The organism is Devosia sp. A369 (genome assembly GCF_054489345.1).
The window spans coordinates 81,682-108,144 of record NZ_JBTMWV010000002.1 but is presented as its reverse complement, the minus strand read 5'-3'; the positions used below and the strand labels follow the sequence as shown (position 1 = coordinate 108,144).

Here is a 26,463-nt window from a genome sequence, read left to right as displayed (position 1 = left end):
TTGGCGCTTAATGCATGCCCTTGCAGAAGCTGATGATCCGCTCGCAGGCCAGTTCCAGCGAGGCGGTGTCGGTGGCGTAAGAGATGCGGAAATACGGGCTCGTGCCATAGGCCGTGCCCTGCACGGTCGCCACGTGATGTTCCGCCAGCAGCGCAAACACGAAATCGGTATCGCTATCGATCTTGCGCCCGCCCGCCGTGGTCTTGCCGATCAGGCCGGCAATATTGGCGAACACGTAAAACGCGCCGGATGGCTTGTGGCAGGTGATGCCGGGCGCCAGCCGCAACTGCTCGACCACCATGTCGCGGCGGGTGCGGTAGATTTCGGCCTGCTCGGCCAGCAAGTCCTGCGGACCGTTCAGCACCGCCACCGACGCGGCCTGCGCCGGGGTGCAGATGCCGCCGGTTGCCTGCAACTGGATGGCGTTCATAGCGGCAATCAGCTCCCGCGGACCACCGGCATAGCCGACGCGCCAGCCGGTCATGGCATAGGCCTTGGAGACGCCATTGACGGTCAGCGTCCGCTCCTTGAGGCGGGGCTCCACCTGGGCGATGGTGGCGAATTCGGCGCCGTCATAGATCAGATGCTCATAGATGTCGTCGGTCAGCACCCAGACATGGGGATGCTCCAGCAGCACTTCCGCAATGGCCTCCAGATCCGCGCGCGGGCCGGCGGCGCCGCTGGGATTGTTGGGGAAATTGATGATCAGCCAACGCGTCTTGGGGGTGATCGCCGCGCGCAGATCCTCGGGACGGAGCCGGAACAGCGTCTCTTCCGGGCACGCCACCGCCACCGGGGTGGCGCCCGACAGATGCACGATATCGGCATAGGTGATCCAGCCCGGCGACGGGATGATCACTTCATCGCCCGGATTGCAGGTGCCCATGATGGCGTCGAAGATGATCTGCTTGCCGCCATTGCCGGTGAGGATTTCATCCAGAGCGTAATCGAGCTGGTTGTCGCGCTTGAACTTGGCCTGGATAGCCTTGAGCAGCGCCACGGTGCCGGTCTGGGGCGGATATTTGGTGTCGCCGGCCAGCGCCGCCTGATGCGCCGCCTCGATGGCGTGGGCCGGAGTCGGGAAATCGGGTTCACCGGCGGCCAGGGAGATGACTTTCACCCCGGCGGCGCGCAGTTCGCGGGCCTTGTCGGCCATGGCGGCCGAAGCTGAAATGGTGACGGACTTAAGGCGGTCGGCGGGTCTGAACATTTCGGGAAAGCACTCGCGGTTGAAGGAGCTATCCGGGTAAAGCGGGGATAGCGGGCCAGGGCGGCCGGCTCATAATGCCATGGCGGGAGGCCGGTCCCGGTAGCCCCGGAATTGCTCTCCCGCCATAAGCCAGAGCGATGGATGAAAAGAGCCAGCGATATGACTGAAGCAAATCGCCGGCTCTCATTCTCGTCGGAAGAGTAGTCGCCTAGCCGCCGAACAGCGTGTTGGGTAGCCACAGCGCGACCTGGGGGAACCAGACCAGCAGGGCGACCGCGACCACCATCAGCAACAGGAAGGGGATGGTGACCTTGGCGATATAGGACAGCTTGTCGCCGGTCAGTCCGTTGATGACGAAGAGGTTGAACCCGACAGGCGGCGTGACCTGGGACATTTCCACCGCGATGATGATGAAGATGCCGAACCAGACCTTGTCGAAGCCAGCAGCCAGCGCCAGCGGCAGAAACACCGGCAGGGTGGTGACGATCATGGAGAAGCCATCCATGAAGCAGCCCAGCACGAGATAGACCAGCAGCATCATGGCAATCAGCATGAAGGGCGACAGGTTCATGGTCTCGACCCAGCCATTGATGGCCTGGGGATAGCCCATGATGGTGCTGACCGTGCTCAGCACCGTGGCGCCGATCATGATCAGACCGATCATGGCGCAGGTCTGGATCGAGCCATAGGCCACCTCCTTGATCGCCTGCCAGCTCAGCGTGCGATCGATGGCCGCGACGATGGCCGCACCGATGACGCCGATGGCGGCAGCTTCGGTGGGGGTGGCGATGCCGGCATACATGGTGCCCAGAATAAGCAGGATCAGGCTGAACACCGGCACCAGATGCTTGGTGGCGGCCAGTCGCTCACGCATGGGCATCTTGCTGAGGGCGCGTTCCGATTCCGGCACCAGTGAGGGATTGAGCAGTGTCTTGATGATGATCAGGCTGCTGAACAGCATGGCCAGCATCACGCCCGGCACAACGCCGGCCGCAAACAGGCGCAGCACCGATTCCTGGGCCAGCACGCCATAGATGATCATGATGGTGCTGGGCGGGATCAGGAAGCCGAGCGTGCCGGCACCAGCCAGGCTGCCGATGGCGATATCGCGGTTATAGCCGCGCTTCAGCAGCTCGGTCAGCGACATGCGACCGACCACCTGGGTAGTTGCTGCCGACGAGCCCGAAATCGCGGCAAAGATGGTGCAGGCGATAATATTGACATGCAGCAGGCGGCCCGGCAGCAGGCCGGCCCAGGGCGCCAAGCCCGAGAATAGCGACTGCGACAGCTTGGTGCGGAACAGGAACTCGCCCATGATGATGAACAGCGGGAGCGCGACCAGATCGGGCGTGGTCAGGATGTTCAGCGAGTACTGTGCCAACAACCCGCCAAGCGGAATGCTGGTGAACAGCACGACCATGGCCGCCGCGGTGATCAGCAGGGCCAGCCCGACCCACACGCCGAGCGCCAGGCTGGCAAACAGCATACTTACGAATACGATAGATGACAGCGCCATGAGACGTCCTCGTCGACTTGCCCTGGCCAGCGCCCGGCAGCCTCGGTTCGATTTGCAGTAGGGGTTTATTCGCTCGGGGCGCCGACGAAACTCTTGTGTCGCTCCGGGGGCAGGCCAGCGATCAGCGCGATGATCCGCGCCAGCAATTGCAGGCTGAACAGACACGCCGAGAAGGCAAAGGCGCCCTCTGGTATCCACATCGGGGTCAGGCTCGCCGTGGACAGGCTGTTGCCGATGATCGACCGATAGGTCATCACCACCAGCGCCTGCGCCAGCAAGGTCACGATCGACAGCGCGATCAGCGACGCCAGCACGTCAAGCCAGCGCTTGTAGCGGTGTGGCACGTTGTCGAAGATGAGATTGACCCGGATATGCCCGCCCTGGAACAGGGTATAGGGCATGGCCAGCATGAAGGCAGCGCCCATCAGGTAACCGGCATATTCCCACGATACCGACATCGCGCCGCTGGCCGCCGGAAAGGTCCGGCTCAGCATGCCTGCCAGCGTCTGCGCCAGCACCAGGCCCAACAGGGCCACCAGACAGATGATGGCCAGCAGTCCGGCAAAGTCGGAGAGCCGCGCCGCCATCGCTACGAGGGTTTTCGCCAATCGCTGGAACGGTGTCGACTCGAGGGTCGACACGTCCTGATAGCTGTCGGCAACCCGGCTCTCCTGGCTCATTTTTAGCGTCCCATTTCCGTGAGGTATTCGCCAACCAGGGCCTGCGCACCCGGCATCTGGGCCAGCTTGCTATCGAGCAGCGGGCGGGTTCTGGCCAGCATGTCGTCGCGCATCGCCTGCGGATAGTCGACAACGATCATGCCGTTTTCGACAAGCGTCTTGAGCGCTGCCTCACCCTGAGCGGCCGACAGGCCCCAGAATTCCGGCTCAAGCCGGGCGGCGATCTCTTCGATCTTGGCCTGGTTCTCGGGCGAGATCTGGTTCCAGGTATCGAGATTGATGCTGACGATATGGCTGAGGCCGGTGCCGTTCACCAGATAGACGTATTTGACGAATTCCCAGAAGCGGCCATCGACCGCCGAAGTCGCCGAGGTCACCACCGCGTCGACACGATTGGAGGCCAGGGCCGGGATCAGCTCACCCCAGGGCAGAAAAATGCCAGACATGCCGAGCGCGGTGACCACGTCCACGCCGCTCTTGTCGCCGGCACGGGTCTTGAGGCCAGCGAGCGCGTCCAGATTGTCGACCTCGACCTTGGTGTAGAGGTACTGGGAGGGCGTCGGCACCATATAGAGAAACTTCTGGTTGAACTCGGCCGCGACGGCGTCGAGTTCAGGGCGCAGATAGCCATGCAGGGTGCGCAGCTCGTCCTGGTTGTTGACCAGGAAGGGCAGGCCCTCGGTATCGAACAGCGAGTTTTCGCCATTCTGCTGCACGCCGGGGATATTGGCCATCGGCACCAGACCGTCGCGCACCGCGCGGAGCAGTTCGGGGCCCTTGAAGCCGAGCGAACCACCGGCCTGAACCGTGATCTTGACGTCGCCAGCAGTGGCGACGGCCACTTCCTCGGCAAACTGGTTGGCGGCGGCCACCATGAAATTGCCGTCCGGCAGGATGTCGGCTAGGTTGATCTGTACTTGTTGGGCACTTGCAGGGGTGAGGCTCGTCGCCAGCATCGCGCCGGCCGCCATCAGACCCAGAATATGTCTGCGGGAAATCGTCATAGTTCAACTCCAGATGCGGGGTATGGCCCCAGTCGTTATGGTGAAAATCGCTACGATTGTCTGGCATGCCGGTGGGCCGGCAAATTCGTCATTCCTCCGTCAAGACCTGACGCTATTGTTCGCGGACGCCTTGCACCAAGAGCAATTCACACTTGGGGCATAAGCTGGGCCGCTGAATGACAGCGGCCCGCGCCATCACAGCATGGGCTCGTATTGGCAGTGCACCAGCAGCTCCGATACCGCAGCATTGTTCGGCAGGTTGATGGCCATTTCCACCAGGGCCGCAATGTCCTCGGGCTGGCTCATTTCGTGGCGGGCGATTTCGGTTTCGCCGATGGTCATATCAGTGGCGACATAGCCCGGACAGATCACCGTCGCGCGGATGCCGGCGTCACGGCCCTCGCGGCGAATGCCATGGGTCAAGGCGAGTACGGCAAATTTGCTCATGGCATAGCCGACATTGGACGCCACGCGCTTGGCCGATAGCGAACCCAAATTGATCACCCGGCCATAACCGCTTGCCGCCAGATGCGGGAAGGCGGCGCGAACAACCCGCAGCGGGCCCTTCACATTGACGCGCCACATCTGATCCAGCTCGTCTTCGCCATCATCGGTGACGCGGACTTTTGGGTTGATCCCGGCCGCATTGACCACCGCATCGATGCGCCCGAACCGCTCCATCGTCGCGGCCACCCAGGCTTCCGCCGAATTCTGCTCTTCCGCATCGAAGCGGCAGGAGAGGACGTTGTCACTCTCGGGCAGCTTTGAGGGATCGCGCATCCCGCCCGACACGCGAAAGCCGGAGGCCACCAGACGGTCGGCGACCGCCCTGCCCATCCCGCGCGATGCGCCAGAAATCATTACCACACGCCCGTCTGCGCTCAGCATTGTCGCCGTCCTCCATGTTCGCGTGGCCGCCAGGGGCCACTTGGCTGCCGTAAGCTAACCAGCCGGCCGCCAAAGCAGACAGACGAACTCGGTCTCCGGGCATAAGCCATGCCAATGGCCTCAGGCGAGCGCGACCAAAGCCTGACCAAAGCCGATCATCCCGCCCTCCTCCGCCAGGATCGCCACCACGCGCCCCCCCGCCGTCGCCCGCACCGCCGTCAACACCGGCCCGGCCGCCAGCATGGCGACGATCTGGTCGGGCTCCACCGTATCGCCGGGCCGAATATAGGGCTCGCCACCCGCCGGATGGCTCAGCAGCAGGCGACCGAAGCCCGAACTGACAATATTGCTGGTCGGCAGCGGCTGCTCATCCAACGTCAGCGCCAGCCTCTGCCCCTCAGACTCAAACGCGAGCTGGGCAAAGCCCCCCTCCCGCATCCATTGCAGAATGGTCTCGATCTCCCCGAGTTCGGGCGGCAGGTTCGTCACACTCATGATTGGGACTCCGCAGTCGCTGCGGCGCGCCGGGCGAGCCAGTGGCCGAGATAATGGATATCCTGGCTGCCCGCAGCAAAACCGGGATCGGCAATCAGATCGGCATGCAACGGGATATTGGTCAGGATGCCCAAGATTTCAGTGGCCTGCAGCGCTTCAGCCATGCGGGCAATGGCAGCCGAACGCGTCGGCGCATGCACGATCAGTTTGGCGATCAGCGAGTCATAATTGGGCGGCACCCGCTTGCCATTGCGCAGATGGGTATCCAGCCGAACCCCCTCCCCGCCCGGCGCCGTCAACGTCTCGACTATCCCAGGCGCCGGGGCGAAGCTGAACGGATGCTCGGCATTGATGCGGCATTCGATGGCGTGGCCGCTCACCACGATATCGGCCTGCTTGATGTCCAGCGCCTCGCCCAGCGCCACGCGCAGTTGCAGATCGACAATATCGAGCCCGGTGACCATTTCGGTGACTGGATGCTCCACCTGCAGCCGCGTATTCATCTCGATGAAATAGAACTCGCCCTTCTCATAGAGGAACTCGAAGGTCCCGGCCCCGACATAGCCAATGCGTCGGCAGGCCTCGGCGCAGCTCTCGCCGATAGCGGCGATGGCCGCCCGATCGATGCCGGGCGCCGGGGATTCTTCCAGCACCTTCTGGTGCCGCCGCTGCATCGAGCAGTCGCGGTCGCCGAGCCACAGCGCATTGCCGTGTTCATCGCACAGCACCTGGATTTCGACATGGCGCGGCTGCAACAGGAATTTTTCGAGATAGACCTCGGCATTGCCGAAAAACCGGTCGGCCTCCTCGCGCGCCGCCGCGACGGCGTCGGCCAGTTCACCCGGCGCTTGCACCACCCGCATGCCGCGACCACCACCACCGCCGGCCGCCTTGATCAGCACCGGATAGCCGACGGCCTCGGCCATCGCCGCCACCGCAGCGTGATCGTCCGGCAGCGCACCGGGCGAGCCGGGCACGCAGGGAATGCCGGCCGCCTGCATCGACAGCTTGGCCGCCACCTTGTCGCCCATGGTCTCGATGGCCGAGACCGGCGGGCCGACAAATACCAGGCCGGCGGCGGCGACGGCTTTGGCAAAGCGGGCGCTTTCGGACAGAAAGCCATAGCCCGGGTGAATGGCCCCGGCCCCGCTGGCCTTGGCCGCCAGAATGAGTTTGGCGGCATCGAGATAGGATTGCTCGGGCGACGCCGCGCCGATGCAGATCGCCTGATCGGCCTCGGCGACATAGGCGGCATCGGCATCGGCGGTAGAATGCACCACCACAGCTTTCAGCCCGAGCTTGTGGCAACTCGCCAAAATCCGGGCGGCGATTTCGCCGCGATTGGCAATGAGGACCGTATCAAAGCGAGGCCGCGTGCTCATTGGCCGGCCTGCCCGATGCTGAACAGCGGCTGGCCCACGGCGACTTCATCGCCGGCCACCGCCAGGATGGCGTCGATGGTGCCATCGCAGGCGGCTTCGACCTTGTGGAACATTTTCATCGCCTCGATGACGCAAAGCGTCTCGCCGGCCCGGACCTGTTGGCCGAGGCTGACATAAGGCGGCGCGCCGGGGGCGGGCCCGACATGGAAAATGCCATAAAGCGGCGACACCGCCTGCTCGCCACTGGCCGCTGCTGCGGGACTTGGACTCGGGGCGACGGCTTGCGCCCCCACGCCTGCAGCGGCTTTGCGCAGGTGAATCCGTGTGGTGCCATCCGACCACTCGAACTCCAGCAACGGACTCGCCGCAACCCAGTCCATGACGGTCTTCAAAGTCACCAAATCCACAGTTGCACCGCCGTGTTCGAGAGAGAATTCCGGCGCGTTTGCCGTCTCTCGGCGATATCATGGGCCGGGCCCGAACAGCCCAGAGCAACTGGCTATGGCCTAACAGGCCGGGCCAATGGCGCCCGGCCCCTGCTCAATCCTCGCCCTGGAACACCACGTCGCGGCGCTTGCTGATCGCCGGCAGCGCCATGGCGATCACGACGATAGCCGATACCGCCAGCAGCACCCCACTGATCGGGTTGGTCAGGAAGGTCAGGAAATTGCCCTGCGAGATCAGCAGGCTCAGCCGCAGATTCTGTTCCAGCAGCGGCCCCAGCACGAAGCCCAGCACCAGCGGCGCCGGCTCGCAGCCGATCTTGCGCAGGAAGAAGCCCAGAATGCCGAACATGCCGCAGAACAACACGTCGACGACGCTATAGGACAGCCCATAGGCGCCGATGGCACAGAACATCAGGATGGCCGGGCATAGATATTTATAGGGCACCTTGAGCAGCCGCACCCAGATGCCGATCAGCGGCAGGTTGAGCACCAGCAGCATCAGATTGCCGACCCACATGCTGACGATCAGCCCCCAGAACAGGTCCGGGCGGGTGTTGATGACTTCGGGGCCGGGCGTGATGCCCTGGATCATCATGGCGCCGACCATCAGCGCCATCAGCCCATTGGCCGGAATGCCCAGCGTCAGCAGCGGAATGAACGAGGTCTGCGCGCCGGCATTATTGGCGCTTTCCGGGCCGGCGAGGCCTTCGATGGCGCCATGGCCGAATTCCTCGGGGTGCTTGGAAATCTTGCGCTCGAGCGCATAGCTGGCGAACGAACTCATGATCGCGCCGCCACCCGGCAGCACGCCGAGGAACGACCCCAGCGCCGTGCCGCGCAACACCGCCGGAAATGCCCGCCGCAAATCCAGCCAGCTCGGCAGCAAGCGGCCGGTGGTCTGGGTGCGGATGTCGCGTTCGGCGCCCTGCTGCAGATTGATCAGCAATTCACTGACGCCGAGCAGGCCGATGGCCAGCACCACAAAGTCGATGCCGTCGAACAATTCGGCCTGGCCGAAGGTAAAGCGCTGTTCGCCCGAAGTGGGATCGATCCCCACGAGGCTCAGGCCAATGCCCAGCACCACCATCGCCACAGCCTTGACGGCGGAGCCGCTCGACAGCAGCACGGCAAACAGCAGACCGAACACCACGAGACTGAAATAATCGGCCGGCCCGAAGGCCAGCGCCACCAGCGATAGCGGCTGCGCCACCAGCACGATCAGCACCGTAGCTACGGTGCCGGCAAAGAACGAGCCGAGCGCCGCGATGGACAGCGCCACCCCGGCACGGCCCTGACGCGCCATGGCGTGACCATCCAGACACGTGACCACCGACGATGACTCGCCCGGCAGATTGACCAGAATGGCGGTGGTCGAGCCGCCATATTGGGCGCCGTAGAAGATGCCCGCCAGCATGATCAGGGCGGCCGTATCGGGCATGGTGTAGGTGATGGGCAGCAGCAGGGCCACGGTGGCTGAGGGGCCAATGCCCGGCAGGATGCCGATCATGGTGCCCAGGGTAACGCCGACCAGGCAATAGAGCAGGTTGACCGGCGTGACGGCGACCTGCAGGCCCAGGATGAGATTTGCGAACAGATCAATCATGGCAATAGGGGGATGCGCTGGCCGAGGCCGACGATGAAGATGAGGATGCAGGCCACGACCAGCACCAGTGACAACAGGGCCAGCTCCAGCAGCCGCACGCGGCCATAAGCGGCAAAGGCCGGGGTGATCAGCACCAATGCGGCCAGGATGAAGCCCAGCGGCTTGATCAGCAGGCCAAAGGCCAGAATGCCGAGCACGGCCAGGAACGGCCGCATCTTGGGCGCGGTAAACGCCAGCCCCCGCGTGCGGTCGAGCAGGTCAGGCCCGGCGATGATCAGCCCCAGCACCAGCAGCAGCGCGGCTATGCCGGTGGGCAGATAGCCGGCGCCGGGCTGGAAGCTGTTGCCGAGCGTCAGATTGCGGGAGAAGACGAAGATGGCCACCGCACACAGCACGAAGAAGCCGCCGGCGAGCATGTCTTCAGTGATCGGACGGCGTGGTGTTTGGCTGGCCATCGCTTCTCTCTCCCTTAAAAATTAAGCCTGGTCGGCCCAGACACAGCCCTTGGCCCGCATCATCTCGTAGCGGTCCTCGATATCCATCTTGCCCTGGCGATGCAGCGCCATCATGTGGTTCTCGAAAGCGTCCCGCTCATCGCAGGCCTTGGCCAGTTTGGCGATGTCTTTTTCGCGCACCACGACAATGCCGTCATCATCGCCCGAGAGGATATCGCCCGGCGCGATGGCCTGACCGCCGATGACGACGGGATGGTTGATGGTGCCCAGCGTGTCCTTGGAGGTGCCGGTCATGCACAGGCCGAGCGAAAACACCGGGAAGCCGATGGCGCGCAGGCCGGCGCCGTCGCGCACGCCGGCATCAACCACCAGCCCGACAATGCCGCGACCGATACAGGCTGCCGCCAGCACGTCGCCAAAGCCGCCCTGATTGGGGTTATTGCCACCGCTGACCACCAGAACGTCGCCGGGCTGGGCCAGGTTGATGGCTTCGAAGATCATCAGATTGTCGCCGATATGGCAGTGGGCGGTGATCGCCGGACCGCAGATCTTGAGACCGGGCTGGATTGGCTTGATGCGATAATCGACCGCGCCGAGCTTGCCCTGGGCTTCATGAATGGTTGCGGGGCTGTATTTGCTCAGGGTCTGGACGACGTCCTTGGAGGGACGTTCGAAGCTGCGATAGACATGCGCCATGGTCTGACTTTCCGGTCATGGGGCCGCGACCGGACACCGGTCCAGTTGGACCGGCGCCCGAGTTGCGAGCAGGGAGGAGAGGGTTGGAGGTTAGGCGGGACCTATTTGGTCCAGGGCTTGGTTTCCCAAAGCACCTTGAGTTCGGCAAAGCCCTTGTCGAGGGCCGCGGCATACTCGGCCTGCGTCATCGGCTGGGTGATCAGTTCGCGCTTGGTGGCGTCGGCGATATAGGCCGGGTCATTGAGCGCCGTCTGGAAAGCCTCGACCAGCGTGGCCTCGACATCAGCGGGCAGACCGGCCGGGGCGCCGAAGCCGGAGAGCAGGTTGAACTGCACATCATAACCCAGTTCCTTGAAGGTCGGCACATCGGGAACCAGCGGCGAGCGCGCGGTGCCGGAGGTGGCCAGCACGCGCAATTCGCCGGAGCGATGATCGGCGAACACTTCGTTCAAATTCATGAAGCCGAGCGAGACGTGATTGCCCAGCATGGCGATACGCGCCGGGCCACCGCCGTTGAACGGCACGAAGTTGAGATCGACATCGGCTGCGGTTTCAAACAGCAGCGCGGTGATCTGGCTGGGATGGCCAACGCCGGTAACGGCGACGACGATCGGGGTTTCCTTGGCCAGGGCGATGAACTCATCGACCGTAGTGATCGGCGAATTCTTGTTGACCGTCAGCACCAGGTCGCCACCGATCTGGTTGGCCAGCGGGGTGAAGGCGTCGAAATCATAATTGGCCGCGCCCTGCGCGATCGGCGCATACATGGACGGGAAGTTCAGCGCGCCAATGGTGTAGCCATCCGGGGTCGAGCCGGCGATATAGGTCGCGCCGATCAAGCCACTGGCGCCTTCGCGGTTTTCCACGATCACCGAGGTGCCAAGGGCCTTTTCGAGATAGGGCACCAGCGCGCGCGCCTGGATATCGGTGCCGCCGCCGGCGGGATAACCGATGACCAGCGTGATGGGGCGCTCTGGATAGGCCTGGGCCCAGGCTGGCATAGCCGACAGCATGGCCACGGCCGACAGCGAAGCTGCGACGAGATACGACAAACGCATATGGTTTTCCTCCCCTAACGTCTTTTTAACTGCCCCCACACTGGCGAGGCTGTGGGGCCATAACAAATACCGATTGTTGAGATGATCCATAATGGATCGCTATAGGTCACCGCTATCCGGCATGGCCGGCGGTGACGTCGCGCAGCATGTCCCGGAAGAAATCGAACAGGGCATCATCGGCCTCGGCGCTGCGGCGCAGGAAGACGGCACGATGGATTTCCGGCGCCACGATGCGAGAGACGAACAGGCTGCCCTTGGCGCATTCGTTGCGCACCGCATTCCACGACAAGATCGACATGCCGATGCCGGCCTCGACGGCGCGCTTGATGGTGTCCTGGCCTTCGATTTCCATGCCGACCTGCAAGGTCACGCCGGCTTGCAGCGCCGCGTCATCAATGGTGACGCGCAGCGGGTTGCTGCGCGATGGCAGCAGCAGCTTGGCGTGGGCCAGCTCGGAAAAATTGATCTGCTCTGGGCCGCTGGTGCCCGAGAGCGCATACAGCGCCTCTTGCAGGATCAGCTCGCGGGCCGGCTCATTGCCGGGCTCCAGCGTTACCGCCAGATCGACCTCGCCGGCCTCGACCATGCGCACCGCTTCGTCGTTGCGGGCCTCGAGAATATTCAGCGTGACGCCGGGCAGGTTCTCATGCACGGCGCGCACGATGGCCGGGGTAAAAATGCTGGCCCAGGACGGGATCAGCGCCAGCCGCACGGCGCGCGGGGCCATCGCCTCGCCGCGCTGCTCGCGCATCACGCGCTCGGCCTCTTCGACCTCGCGGACAATCCGCTGCGCATGGGCATAGAGCAGCGCCCCGCGTTCGGTCGGTCGCACACCCCGGGGCAGCCGGTCGAGCAAGGCAAAGCCGACCAGGCGTTCCAGTTCGGCCATGTGATGGCTCAGCGCCGGCTGCGCGATATGCAATTTGCGGGAGGCAGCCGACATGGAGCCGCTATCCACGATGCTGACAAAGTAGCGAACGCGTCTGAGATCGAGCATGTTACCTGCGATGACCGGGGCAAGCGGAGCGCACCCCACGTCGCAGAGTTAGTCCCCGCGCGAGACAACAGCAAGAAACTTGGCAGCATGCTGCCAGCAAAAGGGCCAAATCTGCCTTCAGATGACGGTCACGCTGGCGCCAGCCTCGACCCGCTCGTACAGGTCGATAACATCCTCATTCAACATGCGAATACAGCCCGAGGAGGCCTCGGTGCCGATGGTCCAGGGCTCGGAGGTGCCGTGGATGCGATACAGCGTGTCGCGACCACCCTGGAACAGATAAAGTGCTCGCGCGCCCAATGGGTTATGGGTTCCCGGCGCGATGCGCTGCGGCAGCCCCGGCGTCTGGTTGCGCATGTCATCAGTGGGAAACCAGGCCGGCCAACTGGCCTTGCGCTCGACCCGCGCGGTGCCTGACCAGGCATGGCCTGACGCCCCAACGGCGATGCCATAGCGCCGCGCCTGACCATCGGCTTCGTAGAAATAAAGATAGCGGTTTTTGGTGTCGACCAGGATCGATCCCGCCGGTCGCGGCTGCGGAGGCTGGACCAAACTCGGCCAGAAGCGCTGGTCGAACTTGTTGCGATCCACCAGAAAAACCTCATACGGCTCAGTGGCATAGGCCTGTTTGAGCTGCGTAAGCGACGGGGTGACGCTGCTGCAAGCCGCCAGCAGCACCAGGCTCGCCGCCATCAGGAGGCCCCTCACGGCGCGAGCAGTTCCCGCGTCCGCTCCAGCGCCTGGGTAAAGCCCTGCAGCGAGACCGGCAACACCATGGCGCCACCATCGACGGCCTGCAGATGCACATTCAGCGTGGTCCCGCCACGCAGACTGGAGAGGGTTTCCGCATCGAAGGCTAGTGGCGCGATACAGCCATCAGGCAGGCAGGTGGAGAAGCGGCGGGCGGCGCCGGCGGCGCCTTCATCGACCTGCAGTATCACCCCAGCATCCAGCAGGAGGCCGAAAGGCAGCACCAGATTGCCGGCAATGTCGGTGCCATTGGCCGCGGGCATCAGCTCAAGCGCCAGCACCCGCTGGCCATTCTGGTTGGCCTGCATCTGCGAAAATGTGCAAATCAGGCTGGCGCTGTCCGGCCGGGCGCAGAGCACCCGCCAGTCCTGATAAGTCTCCTGCAAGGAGGAGGCGCCGCCCGGCAGGCCGGCCCCCAGCGCCGGGCCGCCGATCAACATGGATAGGAGCAGACCAAAACCCGCAACGCGCCGTCTTACCATTTAACCCGCAACCCCACGGTGCCACCAAACTCGACGCTGTCGCCAAAACGCTCCAGACCGGTATTGGCCGAGACCTCGCCATAGATGGAATATTTGTCGTCGTTCCAATTATAGGTGCCGCCGAGCCCAAGGCCACCCCAGAGCCCGTTATCGCGGCTGACGAGTTCAAAGCCCGAAACGCTGACCCGGGTGCCGTCGAGCAAATCCTTTTCCAGATTGGCAATGCCGTAGGTGCTGACGCGCGACACGCTGCCGTCTTCGGCCTTCCAGCTCGACTGATATTCAGCAGCAAGGCCAAGCCGACCCCGCAGGCTCTGGCCCTGCAGCAGCGCCACAGTGGTGCCGAACGGATCGGTGAAGCTGTCGAAATTGACGTTGGAATAGGTCAGTTGCGCTTGCGGCGTCAGCGTCCAGTGTTCGCCCAGCGCCAGGCGCTGACCGGCCTCGACACTGAAAGCATAGCCGAAGCCCTTATTGCCATCGACCAGCGAGCGCCCTGTCGTCACCGACGACAAATGGCTATCCAGCCAGGTGAGCTGGGCCTGGCCATCGGCATAAAAGCCGTTGGCGCCATACCAGGTCAGCGTCCCGCCGAGGCCGTAAGCGCTGCTGGTGATATTGCCGGCACTGCCGGGAGCGGTGATGTCGGCGGAAGAGCGGCCGTAATTGACCGTCAAACCGGCGATCAGCGTGCCGGCCTCACCATCGGCGAGCAGCGCGTCCAAGCCCGCCTGCAACTGCCAGATATTGGTATCGTAGCGCGCGCCGCTGGTGGACACCGGCGGGATGTAGCGGCCGATTTCACCCTCGATACGGCCCCAAATGCCATGGGTTTCCGAGACAATCGTGCCGGATTCATCGAGGTAGTAGCTGGCCTGTGCGTCAGTGACCACGCATTGGTAGTTCTGCGACGGGTCCTTGCAGAACACCGTCTGCGGCAGGCGCGGCGTGGCCGCTTCGTTCCAGTGCCGATTGCCGACGCGCTGCTGCAGGGTCGGAAGATCGATCAGCGGCAGCAACACTTTGGGGTATTCTTCATAGATCGGCACAATCGGCGACAGGCCCAGATTGCGCAGATACCAATTGCCGTCGGCAATATCGCCAGCGACGCCGTTATGCAGCAAATTATAGTAATGCGCGCCCCGGATCAGGGCTGGGGCACCATTGGCAACAAAGTCGCCATTCAGGACGAAGACGCCGGGGGCGGATGCCGCCTTGTTGCGCACCTCGACCAGCAGAATGCCATTGCCCGGCGTGGCGGCGCCAGCGCCCTCGCGACGGTCGATGGTGATGGTGGTCGCGCCGGTGCCCATTTGCGTGCTGTCGACGACCAGAACGTCGGAGAATGAGCCAGTCTGGCCGCCCGCCGCCACGCCTTCATTCAGAACGCTATTGAGCAGTAACTGGCCGCCATCGGAGATGAACACACCGGTGCCAGCGGCCCCACCTGCTGCGGCATTGCCGGTCATGACCAGCGTATTGCCGGTGGCCGAACCCCGCAAATCGAGAAGGCCCGCGTGGTGGAAGCTGCCCAGATTGGTGAACTGCCCCTGCACGACGCCGGCCCGGCCCAGCGCGTAGTAGCTGGCTTCGAGCGGGCGGCTATCAATGCCGGTGGTTGGAACATAGTAGCCGGCCGGGTCGACACTGGCTTCGCCGACGACTGGAGCCAGCCGCACCGTGGCGCCCGCCGCATTGTTGAAACGGCTGGTCGGCGCGCCGAAATCGGAGATCGACACCCGCTTGGTATCGGGCACGCCATCGCCATTGGTATCGGCAAAGTGGCGCACGTCGAACAGAGCGGCGTTGTTGAAAATATTGCTGCCGCCAGCGGCGAGTTCGACAAAGCCGGTGATCCGACCGGCATTGCCGACGGTCAAATTGCCGGCAGTCAGGGTCTGCCGGCCAATATCGGCAATAGCGCGATCAGAAAGAGCGCTGATAGTGCCCAGATTGCTCAATTGGCTCGACAGGGCCGAGCCGATAAGAACGCCCGCCGATGGGCGGTCCGTCGTGGCGCCGCGCAGGGCAATATCGGCCTGCCAGCCGCCGCCGACGGTTGCGTTCGTGGCAATAGCAATATTGGCGCGGCCCGTGGCTCCGGCATAGGAGGATACACCGACGCCAAATTGGCCGGTGGCGGCAACTGCCCCGCCGACATTGGCAGTGGCCAGCGTCGGTAGCAGCGCATCGACCGCGGCCAGACTGACGCCGAACGCTTCCGCCCCTGACACCGTTATGGTGGTGCCGGCCGCCTGGTCGAGCGTCACAGTCCCCCTGCTCGTCCCCAAGACCCCGTTGGCCAGGCTGCCGGCCGTCGAGACCGCGCTACCCGGATCCATCGTCACGACAACGGCGCCGGTGCCCCAATGGTCGGACATGATGCCATGCGCCAATTCGCCTCTGGTGACGATACTGCCCGTGCCTTGCAGATGAGCCAGCGTGTTGGCTGTGCTGCCAAAATTGCGAATGTCGGCAGCGATACCGATGCCCCGGGCACCTTGGGTATCAATTTTCGCAGCAGAAGTGAGCGAGGCGTTGCCAAGCCCCCAAGTCAGCGCCCACCCGCCGCGCCCGCCGAGAGCGCTCGTCTGGATGGTAGCGGTGTCCGACAGGACGACCAGAGCATTGCCAACCGATGTCGCGTTGTCGATGTCCGCCAGCACGCCATAGGACCACTCGCCCAGGGTCGTGATATCGCCGCTAGCCGAAACAGTCGCGTCTCCGGTCCCGTAGTTCAGGCTATAGCCGCCAGCCGACCATGTGCCCTTGGTGAGGATGACGCTTTCTGCGCCCAGAATGACCATCGTGTTTTTGCCGTTGGTATTCCCATTGGTGGCAAGAACGGCATCTCCATTCTCACCGTCGGTGATGACGGTCCCCGATGAATTCATCAGGACGGAGCCAAGGCCATAATTGAGGCCATACATGCCGCCGCCGTCTTCACCTGTGACAGTGATGGTGCTGTTGGCCGCCTGGGTAATGGCGATATCGCCCGTTCCAGTGCCGAGGGTACTGTTCCAGGCGAGCAGGCCACTGGTGCCATTTTCTGGCCCTGGCGGGACCAGGGGCGTTGGAACAGCAAGAGTGATATTGGCCGCGGAATTAATGGTGAGAGCTCCGTCGCCGTATAATTCGACGCCGTCGGAATCCAGTCCACTGGCGGTGATGGTAACGCCCGTGGCAAGGTTGGCCGTGAGCGCACCAGTTCCGTCGAGGCGGATCGCATTATGGTTGGGCCCGTCATCCCGGGTGATGATGATGCCGGTGCCGACATTCAAAACAAGACCGCCAACCGGGTTGTAGAGGATGCCAGTGGTGTAGGGATTGCCGCCGGGCGCCACGCAGTTGGCAACGCCAGCAATCGCGACGCCGCAATCGGCTGCTACAGCCGCACTCCCCAGCCCGGCCCAGCCGAATAGCGGCATCATCACCGTCGCGGCCAGCCAAAGGCCGCCCGGCACTGTCACCGCACCGCGCATCGCCCGCTGCTTGTGACCAGTCCTGCCTCGTAGGAGTGCGTATTGATGTTGCATGGGGCGTTTTTGGGCCGAAATGTCCGCCGGACACCCGCATACCAATCGCAATTCCAGCACGAGGCATCTCCACAAACGAAACGGGATTAGCCAGAAAAAAGCTTTGGCAAGTATAATTTGATGAAAAACATTCTTAAGTGATGTGATTCTCGCTCATTAGACGGGAGCAATTCAGTTTTGTAAATTCGTAATAACACTGAAGCAAAGAGCAGCCGAAGCCAGCAAAAATATTCATGTGCCCTGCCAGACCGGAGCGTGATGCTGCCAGCCGCTTCGACCACGCCTAGCGGCCGAGCGTCAGACTGCCGGGCGCCCTGCCCGCTGTATGGCAAACCGCAACGGTGACTATCGGCCTGCCCGGCCAAGCGGGCCGAGGCAGGCTGGCGGCGCGCAGGGCGCGCCGCTTAATAGCTGGCGACGACGTTGAGGAACACGCCCTGATCGTCATAGCTCAAATCTGTCAAATCGTCGGTGAAGCGGCCGAAATTGTAGCCGAGGCCGACTTTGACGTTACTGCCGACATCGCGGTAGAGCGCGGCCAGCGCACCCCAATCGGTGTTGCCAGCTTCGGGCAGATAGAGCGCGCGGCCTTCAAGCAGCACCGCCCAATCATCGAGAATGTCGATATCGGCGCGGATGATGCCCAGATGCGCCGAAGACGCCTTGAAATCCTGCTCCAGCCGCGTCGTCGATACCGCCCCGAAGCGGAAGCCGTATTTGGCGCCGATGGTGATGAACTCGTTGATGTCGTAATTGGCATCGACGCTCAGCACATGGCTGCGCTGGGCCGGCCCCATGGACGCGCCAGCCGCATTGACCTGCCGGGGCCCGGGCAGATCGTGCAGATAGGTGTAGCGGAACAGCGCTTCGAGCCGCTCATTGTTGGTCGGGCGGTAAGCGTAGCCGAGATTGGCTTCGACATAGTCGCCATCGAGAATGACCGCCTGACCGGAGCGGGAAATCACCCCATCCAGATTGGCCTGTAGCCGCCAATCGGGATCGGCCTGCCAGTTGATGCCGGCGGCCAGCAGATAGCTCTGGCGGTCGCGGCTATCGTCGAGCGAGTCCTCGAAACGGACTTCGCCGCGCAGATGGGCCTGCACGTCCTTGTCGGCATAGCGGGTGCCCAGCGACACCGCCTGGCGATCGAAATCGCTGGCGTCGGGATCAAAGACCCGTCCGGTTTCCACGGTGCCGCTGATGGTCCACTGGCTGTCGGGGGTCAGGGTGACGCCGTAGCTGTTGATCAAGGTCTGCTTGCGGGTGAAGATCGAATAGGTGTTTTCGGCGTGGATCGAGACTGCCTCGCTGAGGCGTTGCTCGGTGCCGACCACCAGCCCGCTAAGGGCGGTATTGCCGGGTACGCCGAACTCGACCTGCTGCTCGGGCGTCAGGCGATAGCCGAAATAGCTGCGCTTGTCGGGGCCGTCCTGATGGCTGACCGAGACGAGGCCACCCAGGCCGGTGGTGCCATAGGACAATTCGGCCCCCAGCATCACCGCTTCGCTGAGCTGCCAATCGAGGCCGCCGCCCACCCGGTCATTGCGACCAAAGCCGGCACTGGCATGCAGGCTTGCTTGGGCAAAGCCATAGAGGCTGAGGTCTTCGCTGGCCTGATGGGTGATGCGCAGGCCGACATCGCTGCGTTCGCCATTCCAGGCGGCACCGCGCGCCGGATCATGCTGCACCAGATAGTCGACGCCGAGAGCGATTTCCCAGAACGGATCCAGTTCGTAGCGCCACTCGGCGGCGGCCAGTTGCTGGCGCCGACCGGCGCCGTCGTTCAGATGGGCATAGGACAGGTCGAGAGCGGCCGCACCCAGTTCCAGATTGGCAAAGCTGCGCCAGACCAGCTGATCAAATTCGTGGCGGCGCGACGCGGTGGCAAAGCCGGCCTCCTGATATTCGAGCGTGGTGCCGGCGGTGCCGGCCAAGCCGTCGTGACCGAAATCGGCCAGATCCAACTGGGCGTTCAGGCGATAGGCCGAAGCCACGCCGCCCGGCGCGCCCGCCTGCTGGACATAGCTGAGGCCGCCATCGGTCGAGACCCAGGCCGCTTGGCCGGTGCCCTGGCTACGCATGATCTCGGCTTCGACAAAGCTGGTCGGGGTGGCCTGCACCCGGATATTGGCGCCCAGCAGGGTCTGCTCGTCGCGCGCATCCTTTTCGCCCTGCGCGGTGGCGCCGATCATCACGTGATCGTTGAGCCAGACCGCACCATTGCCGCCCAGCGCATAGTCGTTGAGGTCGGGATTGATCGGGATATATTCGTACTGCACCACCAGTTCGACGCGCTGCTCGCCCTGCGCGCCCTGCACGGCGCCGGAGCCGCTGACGCTGGAATTGAGCGGCGCATTAAGAATGATGACGCCCTGCATCGGGTTGATGCGATAGTCCACGCCAGCCCGCAAATTGCGGCGCGAGACGACGAGGCCGGTGGTGGCGTCACGCAGTTCGACGGTGACGGTTTCCGAGCCGGGCGCAATGTCCTGGCGATGCAGGAAATAGGCCGAGCCGCCGGTGCCGCGCAGCACGTCACGCTGGGTCAGCGTGCCCGGATGAGCTGCATAGGCCGAGGCGCTGGCCTGATGGGCGCCATCAGTGGTGACAGCATCGGATTTGTAGACCGCCGACGCGCCATAAAGCGAACGCCCACCCTGCACGAAGGCGCTGTGGCCGGTTTCGGTGCGGAACTGACCCCACATCACATGGCTGGCGCCACGCTCGAGCCGGACATACAGCTTGCCGCGGGTCGGGGCGTCTTCCACGGCGGTCGAATCGTCGCCATAGACCGGATAATATTGGTTCGGATCGATGCGGCGCAGCAGCGCCTGCGGGTCCTTGGACAGGAGGCCGGTGAACATCTGGTCGAGCGGACCTTCGCCGGTATCGGCGGAGGCGGTGAGCAGATATTCGCCCTTGATCTTGCCCTTGAGATAGAAGGCGAGCTGCCCCTTGGCGTAGATGCCGTCGAACGCCGACGGATCGGCGGCGACAACCCGGCCACTGCCGAAGCGCCGACCCAGCGTCAGGTCGGCCATCGCCACATAGAACCAGTCGCTGTCGGGAATATTGATCGCCCGGCTGAACGCCATAGCGGCGCCGCCCGTTTCGGCCACCAGCACGTCGACCGCATGGTCGCCGGCCGGCAGGATGCGTTGTACCACGAAGGCACGTTCGCCATCGACGGGAATGGTCTCGCCCAAAGCTTGTACCGAGGCGCCGGCGGGCACCTTGGTGCCGTAAACCGTCACCGCACCACCCACCAGGGGAATGGTGCGGCTGCGGGTGCGGTCTTCGCCCCAGCCGGCCGCGACGGTTTCGGTTTCGGTTTCGTCCAGATCGCGCGAAGTGCGGCGCAGCGCCAGGGGCATGGTTTCGTCGAACCGCCCCTTCGCGTCATAGACGCGAGCGACATAGGCGAATTCGCCGTCGCCATCGGTCGGCATGGTCCAGCCGGAGACGCCATTGAGTGAAGCCGGCACGATAGCCAGAGGCGGGCCCGCGATATCCTGGCCAGCGGCAAAGATGCGCAATTCGGCCTTGGCAATGAAGGCTGGGTAGTTGGTGGTGAGCAGGAAGGGCACCATTTCGCCAGCGCGGCGATTGCTGCGCTGATCGGCCGGCAGCACGTTGAGCGTCGGCCGGATTTCGAGGCCATCGAATTTGACCTGGATATCGGTGCGCTGCAGTTCGACGTCGGTGCGGCGGATCAGGTCCGGCGCAATCGGATCGCCGCTGACATGCTCACCATCGACGCTGACCGAGAACCCCAGGGGCTCGGCCATGGCCGGGCTAGCCAATAGGGCCAGCGCAGTGCCGGTCAGCAGCAGGGCACGACGCAATGCGCCTTGGCGCGGGGACAGGTTCAATACCGAGGTCATTGCTGGCCTCCCTGGTTACCGGTGGTCTGGCGCGTAACGACCAGTTCATAGGGGGCGCCAGCACGACGCCACAGATCACGGATATGGCGTTCGACAGCGTCGAGCCGGACGAGGCCTGCCTCCAGCGCGGCCGGACCATCGCCATAGGTCAGCACCAGCGTGGCCTTGTCCGCTTCCAGCAGTTCGATCACCCCATCGAGGGCCGTCACCAGTTCGGGATGCAGTGCATCCGAGCCAGCGATGAAGGCCGTTGCATTGAGGTCGAGCCGCACCTGACGGCCGATTGAGGCACCGAAATTGACGTCGGTCATCTTGCCGGCGGTCAGCCGGGCGACAGCCGGATTGTCAGTGGTCAGGCCATAGCCGGTCGGCAGGGTGCGGGTATCGAGCTTCAACACGAAGTTGGAGGCGATCTCGCTATTGGGCAGCGCGGCGCAGGGGATGCTGAAGCGGCCATGCGCATCGGTGGTGATCAACACCCCGCGCACCGTGGCCAGACGCACGCCGGGCAGGCCGGGCTCGCCTTCATCCTGATAGCCGTCACGATCAAGGTCATCGAACACCTTGCCGACGATCTCGCTGCAATCGAGCATGGCCTCGGTCAACACCTCGAACATGGCGACGGCCTCGGGCGCCAGCGGCGTGCCGCTGGGGTCGAGCACGTTGGCGCGGTTCAGGTGGCGGCCGGGACTGGCGGTGGCCAGGGCCAGCAGATTGAGGCGGATCTCGAGCTGCGAGCTGGGTCCGAGCGGAAGACCGGCAAAGCGGATCTCCGAACCGGACAGGCTTGGCGTGGCAGCCGCACCATTGACCGTGGCCGACCCATCTACAAAGCGGAAGCCGGGCGGGATGGTGTCAACGACATCGATCACCCCAGCATTGGTCAGGGCCGTATTGGCCACGAGAATGGTGAAGTCGATGGTCTCGCCGCGCCAGATCTGGCTCCTGCCGGCCTGCTTGGAGATGGTGATGGCGGTCGGCGGCAACACGGGCAGCGGCACTGCCGCCAGTGCCAGCGGCGAGACAACCGGACGACCGTTTGGCCCAGTGCCGGTGGCGTCAGCAAAATTGTCCACCTGATTGCCGGCCTTGGCGGCGTTGTCGATATCGACCTGCGCCATGGCATAGGTGGCGGTGAACAACTGCTGAGCGCCCGGGAGCAGTGAGACCGGGGCGGGTGCGATGGCCGTCAGGGTATTGGCACCTGCTACGCCACCAAAGCGGGGGCCAGCATCACGCGGAGTTACACCGGTCAGTGTCACCGCGCCGCTATTGGTCACGAGGAACTGATATTCGATGATCTCCCCGACTTCGGGCACGCCATTGCTATTGGCGTCGGTCAGCGATGCGGTCTTTTGCACCTTGAGGCCCGGCGTCATGTTGGGCGGCACGATGACGGTGTCGGGCGGGCTCTCAATCGGCGGGCCAACAGGCGGCACGCCGGTCGCCGTTGCGGTATTTTCGACATAGCCGGCGTCGATGTCAGCCTGCACCGCCGTATAGCGCGCGGTGAAGGTGAAGCTGCCGCCGGGCGCCAGGGTCTGGGGCAGTTCGACGACGGTGACCAGCGGATCGTTGATCGTCACGCCGGTCAGCGTCACCATGCCGGTATTGGTCACCAGGAACTGGTAATCCACCGATTCACCGATATCGAGCAGCTTGTTGCCATCATTGTCGTTGAGCGTACCGGTCTTGATGATGCGGAGGCCCGACAAAGCGCCGGCCGGCACCTGGACGGTGTCGGGCGGGCTGATGACCGGCGGCCCACTGGGCGGCTGCCCAGTCGCGGTCGCGGTGTTGGTCACGCTGCCGGCATCGATATTGGCCTGGGTCGGGGTGTAGACGGCGGTGAAGGTGAAGCTGGCGCCGGGTGCCAGCGTCTGCGGTGCTTCGTTGACGGTCACCAGCTTGTCGATGACTGTCACGCCAGTCAGCGTCACCATGCCGGTATTGGTCACGAGGAAGCTGTAGGCAATGTTTTCGCCGCGATCGATCAGACCATCGCCGTTGCGATCATTGAGCGAGCCGGTCTTGACGATGCTGAGGCCCGGCACAGCGCCGGCTGGAACCTGAACGGTGTCGGGTGGGCTCGAAATCCGCCCACCGACCGGCGGCTTGCCGGTGGCGTGCGCCGTGTTGGTGACCTTAGTGGCGTCAATGTCGGTCTGGATCGGGGTGTAGAGCGCGGTGAAGGTGAAGCTACCACCGGGCGCCAGGGTCTGGGGCGGCTCGAGCACGGCCACCAAAGCGTCGACCACCGTCACGCCGGTCAGCGTGACCTTGCCGGTATTGGTCACCACGAAGCGATAACCGATGGTTTCGCCCAGATCGATCAGGCCATCGCCATTGCGGTCATTGAGCGTGCCGAACTTGTCGATAGCCAGCGCCGGTCCGTTTTCCGGCGGCACGGTGACGCTGTCCGGCGGGCTGTCAATCGGCGGGCCAGCCGGCGGCGTGCCGGTGGCATGGGCGATATTGGTAACCTGCCCAGCGTCGATATCGGCCTGGATCGGGGTGTAAATGGCGGTGAACTTGTAGGTACCACCGGGCTCCAGCGTCTGGGCCGGCTCGACAATGGTCACCAGCGGATCAACCACAGTGACACCCGTCAGCGTAACGCCGCCGGTATTGGTCACCTGGAAGCTGTAGCGAATGGTTTCGCCAAGATTGATCAGACCATTGCCGTTGAGGTCATCCAGCAGTCCGGTTTTGACGATGCTGAGGCCAGGCGTGACATTGGGCGGCACGGTGACCGTATCGGGCGGGCTTTCGATTTCAGGCTGGCCGGGCGGGGTGCCCTTGGCGGTGGCCGTATTGGTCACCGAGCCGGAATCGACCTGGGCCTGGGTCGGGGTGTAGGTCGCTGAAAAGGTGACGCTGGTCGTCGGCAGCAGGATTTGTGCACCGGGCGTGATCGCAACGCCGGCGTCAGCCAGCATCGGGTCGGCGACCACGACATTGCTCAAGGTCACCTGACCGACATTGGTCACCACGAAATCGTAAGTGACGGTTTCGCCGGCATCCAGCAGGTCGTTGTTGTTCAGGTCGTTGAGCGTGCCGGTTTTGACGATGCTGAGGCCGGGCGTCAGATTGGGCGGCACGGTGACCGTGTCAGGTGGGCTGAACACTTCGGGGCCGCTCGGTGGCGTGCCGCGCGCCGTCGCGATATTGGTGACGGTGCCGGTATCAATGTCGGCCTGCACCGGCGTATAGAGCGCCGAAAAGGTCACAGTCGCGCCGGGCGCGAGCGTCTGCGGACCGGGGCTGACCGCCACCGGAGGGACCGCTGCACTCAGCAATGCGTCGTCGATACCGACATTGGTCAGCGTCACCATGCCGGTATTGGTCACGGTGAAGTCGTAGCGGATGGTTTCGCCCAGCTCGATCAGGCCATTGCCGTTCAAATCGTTGAGCTTGCCGGTCTTGAGCAAGGTGAGTGCCGGGGTGGCGTCGATAGTCACGCTATGGCTGGCGCAGTGATCGGCATCGCCGCAAAGCGCGCCCGGCTTGGGCGGCACGCCGCCATTGTGCGGATCAAACCCGCCACCAATGCTCGCATGGTTCAGCACCGGCCCGGCCGGAACCGTCTCGGGAATGCTGACCGGCAGGGTGATGGTCGAGCTGGCACCGGCAGCCAGCACCTGCGTGCTGACGCAGGCGACGTTGATGCCGGCGAAGGTGCAGGACCAGCCATTGCTAACATGGGTGCCGGTCCATTTCGGCAGCAGCCCGCCGGGCAGCGTATCGAGCACGGTGATCGGGGCGCCCGGGATGGCCGGCAGGCGGCCAGTGGGTTGGGGGCCGATATTGGCCACGGAAAGCTGATAGCTGGCAGCAGGCTCGTTCACCGTCCAGGTGCCACCAACGGCATTGCTGGACTTGGTGATGCGCAGGCTGGGCGCCAGCACGGTCAGCAGATGGTCTTCGACCTCGCCCATGGTGGCGACGCCGGTGGGGCTGATGAGTTCGGCGGGGTCGGCGGCATAGCGCAGGCGCGCGAAAACCGTGCCCGGCGTCATACTGGCAGGCATGGTCCAGCTCAGAGGAGCCGAGCCTGCGGTGCAAACTGCCTCGGCACGCTCGTGAGCGTCAAAGGCACCGCTGCGGTCAAAATCGATCCAGCCCGCCACCGTACCCGCGCCGGCGCAAAGCGGCGCGTGGGTGATGACCCGCCCCGCATCAAGCACAGAAAGCGTGCTGCCGGCCGGCCATGCGTCCTCTTCGCGCGGGTTTGCCAGTGGAGAATTGTCGTCGCCCAGCGCATCGGCGCTGAAGCGGGTCGAAGGCTCGGTGTCCGGACCCTGCGTACCGAGATAGTTGGAGCCCGGCGGCAGCAATGCGCCCGATGTGTAGCCCGCGGCATTCAGGTTGAGATTGGTGTTGAAAGGGATGTTGTCCGACGCAAAATTCATGTCGGCAATGACATGCATGGCTTCGCCATAGCTGGCCGGAGCGTCACCAAAATCGGCATAAGGGGCGAGCAGGCCAATGGCGATTGCCGTGGTGCCGCCACCGTTGATCTTAAAATCCATGCTGACGGACGGCGCCGGCGTGTTGAAGGTCAGAAAGCTGATCGCCGCCGTGTTGTTGTCATTGCCCGGCCCGAAGCGGACCGTCTGGTTGGCGCCGTTCTGGGTCTTTCGCGCCGTATAGCTCCCGACGCCCAAGTTCTTCTGCAGTTCAACGACGGTCCAGGTTCCCTGGGCAGTCGCTTCGACATACTCGACACCAGTATTGATGGATTCAGCGTCGGCCATCACCAGACCGCGAATGGCGTAGGGCTTGCCGGCAAGTGTCGCCGAGCAATTGACGGTGAACTCCGCGAGGCCTCCCGTGCGGGCAATACCAGCGATCAATAGGTTAGAGCCGCCCGTACCGCCGATATTGTAGAGGTCGTCGAAGACGTCACCGCTCCAGTTACCGGGACGGTAGCTCAACAGGCTCTTGCCGCTGGCATTCGCCAGCGAACAGGTTACTTCCATGGTCTGGCCGGCAGCCACCGGAACAGACGCTGTGGTGCTGGAGCCCGTCGTTAGCGCTACACCGGGGGTTCCATTGGCACCGCCGCCGCCCCAGGTCAGCCAGAGGACCTGGTCGCGGTAAATGCTGTTGCCGCCGGTGGCGTAGGCGGCTGCGTAGGCATCACTGATCAGGAGGGGCGCACTGAGCGCCGCTAGCCCAATAAGGCGGGTCGCCGACCGCATGACTTGAGTGAATCCATGACGCAGCTGCGCTGCCCGCCCGAAGCATGGAGCCAAAATCTAATCCTCAAACAAACAATCGCTTAAAATATACGAATCGTAAGTATCTGATTCCGCTCAATTTACAAGCCTACCACCCTCGTACGCAAAAACGAGTATCCGCGCCGCCGGCCGACTTAT

General features: G+C 63.8%; 18 protein-coding genes. All 18 read right to left on the bottom strand.

The window, feature by feature from the left end; genetic code table 11:
- Window positions 1–7: 7 nt before the first annotated feature.
- Window positions 8–1,210 (bottom strand): pyridoxal phosphate-dependent aminotransferase, encoded by a 1,203-nt coding sequence (locus tag ACX3OZ_RS04040; RefSeq protein ID WP_459103887.1) that lies wholly within the window; start codon window positions 1,208–1,210, stop codon window positions 8–10.
- A 208-nt stretch (window positions 1,211–1,418) separates the two neighbouring features.
- Window positions 1,419–2,726 (bottom strand): TRAP transporter large permease, encoded by a 1,308-nt coding sequence (locus ACX3OZ_RS04035; protein WP_459103886.1) that lies wholly within the window; start codon window positions 2,724–2,726, stop codon window positions 1,419–1,421.
- Window positions 2,727–2,791: 65 nt separating this feature from the next.
- On the bottom strand, window positions 2,792–3,406 hold the full coding sequence (locus tag ACX3OZ_RS04030) for a TRAP transporter small permease subunit (protein WP_459103885.1): 615 nt from the start codon (window positions 3,404–3,406) through the stop codon (window positions 2,792–2,794).
- Window positions 3,407–3,408: 2 nt separating this feature from the next.
- Window positions 3,409–4,410, bottom strand: a complete 1,002-nt coding sequence (locus ACX3OZ_RS04025) for a TRAP transporter substrate-binding protein (protein WP_459103884.1) — start codon at window positions 4,408–4,410, stop codon at window positions 3,409–3,411.
- 195 nt (window positions 4,411–4,605) lie between these two features.
- Window positions 4,606–5,298 (bottom strand): SDR family NAD(P)-dependent oxidoreductase, encoded by a 693-nt coding sequence (locus ACX3OZ_RS04020; protein WP_459103883.1) that lies wholly within the window; start codon window positions 5,296–5,298, stop codon window positions 4,606–4,608.
- 120 nt (window positions 5,299–5,418) lie between these two features.
- Window positions 5,419–5,793 carry an acetyl-CoA carboxylase biotin carboxyl carrier protein gene (locus ACX3OZ_RS04015; protein WP_459103882.1) on the bottom strand — a complete coding sequence of 125 codons (375 nt, stop codon included), beginning with the start codon at window positions 5,791–5,793 and terminating at the stop codon, window positions 5,419–5,421.
- Window positions 5,790–7,175, bottom strand: coding sequence for an acetyl-CoA carboxylase biotin carboxylase subunit (locus ACX3OZ_RS04010; protein ID WP_459103881.1), 1,386 nt, complete (start codon window positions 7,173–7,175; stop codon window positions 5,790–5,792). Before ACX3OZ_RS04010 ends, ACX3OZ_RS04015 begins: the two co-directional genes overlap by 4 nt.
- Window positions 7,172–7,555: an acetyl-CoA carboxylase biotin carboxyl carrier protein gene (locus tag ACX3OZ_RS04005; RefSeq protein ID WP_459103880.1), complete on the bottom strand. Its 384-nt coding sequence runs from the start codon at window positions 7,553–7,555 to the stop codon at window positions 7,172–7,174. Before ACX3OZ_RS04005 ends, ACX3OZ_RS04010 begins: the two co-directional genes overlap by 4 nt.
- 160 nt (window positions 7,556–7,715) lie before the next feature.
- Complete coding sequence (locus ACX3OZ_RS04000; protein WP_459103879.1) at window positions 7,716–9,224, bottom strand: tripartite tricarboxylate transporter permease; 1,509 nt, start codon at window positions 9,222–9,224, stop codon at window positions 7,716–7,718.
- Window positions 9,221–9,679, bottom strand: a complete 459-nt coding sequence (locus tag ACX3OZ_RS03995; RefSeq protein ID WP_459103878.1) for a tripartite tricarboxylate transporter TctB family protein — start codon at window positions 9,677–9,679, stop codon at window positions 9,221–9,223. The genes ACX3OZ_RS04000 and ACX3OZ_RS03995 overlap by 4 nt, the downstream gene beginning before the upstream one ends.
- Window positions 9,680–9,700: 21 nt before the next feature.
- Window positions 9,701–10,375: a 4-carboxy-4-hydroxy-2-oxoadipate aldolase/oxaloacetate decarboxylase gene (locus ACX3OZ_RS03990; RefSeq protein WP_459103877.1), complete on the bottom strand. Its 675-nt coding sequence runs from the start codon at window positions 10,373–10,375 to the stop codon at window positions 9,701–9,703.
- 101 nt (window positions 10,376–10,476) lie between these two features.
- A complete protein-coding gene (locus tag ACX3OZ_RS03985; RefSeq protein WP_459103876.1) occupies window positions 10,477–11,433 on the bottom strand; it encodes a Bug family tripartite tricarboxylate transporter substrate binding protein in 957 nt (318 codons plus the stop codon).
- Between the two features lie 112 nt (window positions 11,434–11,545).
- A complete protein-coding gene (locus tag ACX3OZ_RS03980; RefSeq protein WP_459103875.1) occupies window positions 11,546–12,430 on the bottom strand; it encodes a LysR substrate-binding domain-containing protein in 885 nt (294 codons plus the stop codon).
- A gap of 117 nt (window positions 12,431–12,547) precedes the next feature.
- Entirely contained in the window at window positions 12,548–13,123 is a 576-nt protein-coding gene (locus tag ACX3OZ_RS03975) for a L,D-transpeptidase (RefSeq protein ID WP_459103874.1), read from the bottom strand.
- An 11-nt stretch (window positions 13,124–13,134) separates the two neighbouring features.
- On the bottom strand, window positions 13,135–13,620 hold the full coding sequence (locus ACX3OZ_RS03970) for an invasion associated locus B family protein (protein WP_459103873.1): 486 nt from the start codon (window positions 13,618–13,620) through the stop codon (window positions 13,135–13,137).
- A 35-nt stretch (window positions 13,621–13,655) separates the two neighbouring features.
- Window positions 13,656–17,144 carry an autotransporter outer membrane beta-barrel domain-containing protein gene (locus tag ACX3OZ_RS03965; RefSeq protein WP_459103872.1) on the bottom strand — a complete coding sequence of 1,163 codons (3,489 nt, stop codon included), beginning with the start codon at window positions 17,142–17,144 and terminating at the stop codon, window positions 13,656–13,658.
- A 458-nt stretch (window positions 17,145–17,602) separates the two neighbouring features.
- A complete protein-coding gene (locus ACX3OZ_RS03960; protein WP_459103871.1) occupies window positions 17,603–21,082 on the bottom strand; it encodes a TonB-dependent receptor in 3,480 nt (1,159 codons plus the stop codon).
- Complete coding sequence (locus tag ACX3OZ_RS03955) at window positions 21,079–26,286, bottom strand: CshA/CshB family fibrillar adhesin-related protein (protein WP_459103870.1); 5,208 nt, start codon at window positions 26,284–26,286, stop codon at window positions 21,079–21,081. The genes ACX3OZ_RS03960 and ACX3OZ_RS03955 overlap by 4 nt, the downstream gene beginning before the upstream one ends.
- Window positions 26,287–26,463 lie beyond the last annotated feature (177 nt).

What these genes read in the sequence shown, in the direction of transcription:
- ACX3OZ_RS03955 (WP_459103870.1), bottom strand. Translation starts at nt 26,286, where the DNA reads ATGCGGTCGGCGACCCGCCTTATTGGGCTAGCGGCGCTCAGTGCGCCC.
- ACX3OZ_RS04030 (WP_459103885.1), bottom strand. Translation starts at nt 3,406, where the DNA reads ATGAGCCAGGAGAGCCGGGTTGCCGACAGCTATCAGGACGTGTCGACC.
- ACX3OZ_RS03975 (WP_459103874.1), bottom strand. Translation starts at nt 13,123, where the DNA reads ATGGCGGCGAGCCTGGTGCTGCTGGCGGCTTGCAGCAGCGTCACCCCG.
- ACX3OZ_RS03965 (WP_459103872.1), bottom strand. Translation starts at nt 17,144, where the DNA reads ATGCGCGGTGCGGTGACAGTGCCGGGCGGCCTTTGGCTGGCCGCGACG.
- ACX3OZ_RS03980 (WP_459103875.1), bottom strand. Translation starts at nt 12,430, where the DNA reads ATGCTCGATCTCAGACGCGTTCGCTACTTTGTCAGCATCGTGGATAGC.
- ACX3OZ_RS04005 (WP_459103880.1), bottom strand. Translation starts at nt 7,555, where the DNA reads ATGGACTGGGTTGCGGCGAGTCCGTTGCTGGAGTTCGAGTGGTCGGAT.
- ACX3OZ_RS04000 (WP_459103879.1), bottom strand. Translation starts at nt 9,224, where the DNA reads ATGATTGATCTGTTCGCAAATCTCATCCTGGGCCTGCAGGTCGCCGTC.
- ACX3OZ_RS04040 (WP_459103887.1), bottom strand. Translation starts at nt 1,210, where the DNA reads ATGTTCAGACCCGCCGACCGCCTTAAGTCCGTCACCATTTCAGCTTCG.
- ACX3OZ_RS03985 (WP_459103876.1), bottom strand. Translation starts at nt 11,433, where the DNA reads ATGCGTTTGTCGTATCTCGTCGCAGCTTCGCTGTCGGCCGTGGCCATG.
- ACX3OZ_RS04035 (WP_459103886.1), bottom strand. Translation starts at nt 2,726, where the DNA reads ATGGCGCTGTCATCTATCGTATTCGTAAGTATGCTGTTTGCCAGCCTG.
- ACX3OZ_RS03970 (WP_459103873.1), bottom strand. Translation starts at nt 13,620, where the DNA reads ATGTTGATCGGCGGCCCGGCGCTGGGGGCCGGCCTGCCGGGCGGCGCC.
- ACX3OZ_RS04010 (WP_459103881.1), bottom strand. Translation starts at nt 7,175, where the DNA reads ATGAGCACGCGGCCTCGCTTTGATACGGTCCTCATTGCCAATCGCGGC.
- ACX3OZ_RS04025 (WP_459103884.1), bottom strand. Translation starts at nt 4,410, where the DNA reads ATGACGATTTCCCGCAGACATATTCTGGGTCTGATGGCGGCCGGCGCG.
- ACX3OZ_RS04015 (WP_459103882.1), bottom strand. Translation starts at nt 5,793, where the DNA reads ATGAGTGTGACGAACCTGCCGCCCGAACTCGGGGAGATCGAGACCATT.
- ACX3OZ_RS04020 (WP_459103883.1), bottom strand. Translation starts at nt 5,298, where the DNA reads ATGCTGAGCGCAGACGGGCGTGTGGTAATGATTTCTGGCGCATCGCGC.
- ACX3OZ_RS03995 (WP_459103878.1), bottom strand. Translation starts at nt 9,679, where the DNA reads ATGGCCAGCCAAACACCACGCCGTCCGATCACTGAAGACATGCTCGCC.
- ACX3OZ_RS03990 (WP_459103877.1), bottom strand. Translation starts at nt 10,375, where the DNA reads ATGGCGCATGTCTATCGCAGCTTCGAACGTCCCTCCAAGGACGTCGTC.
- ACX3OZ_RS03960 (WP_459103871.1), bottom strand. Translation starts at nt 21,082, where the DNA reads ATGACCTCGGTATTGAACCTGTCCCCGCGCCAAGGCGCATTGCGTCGT.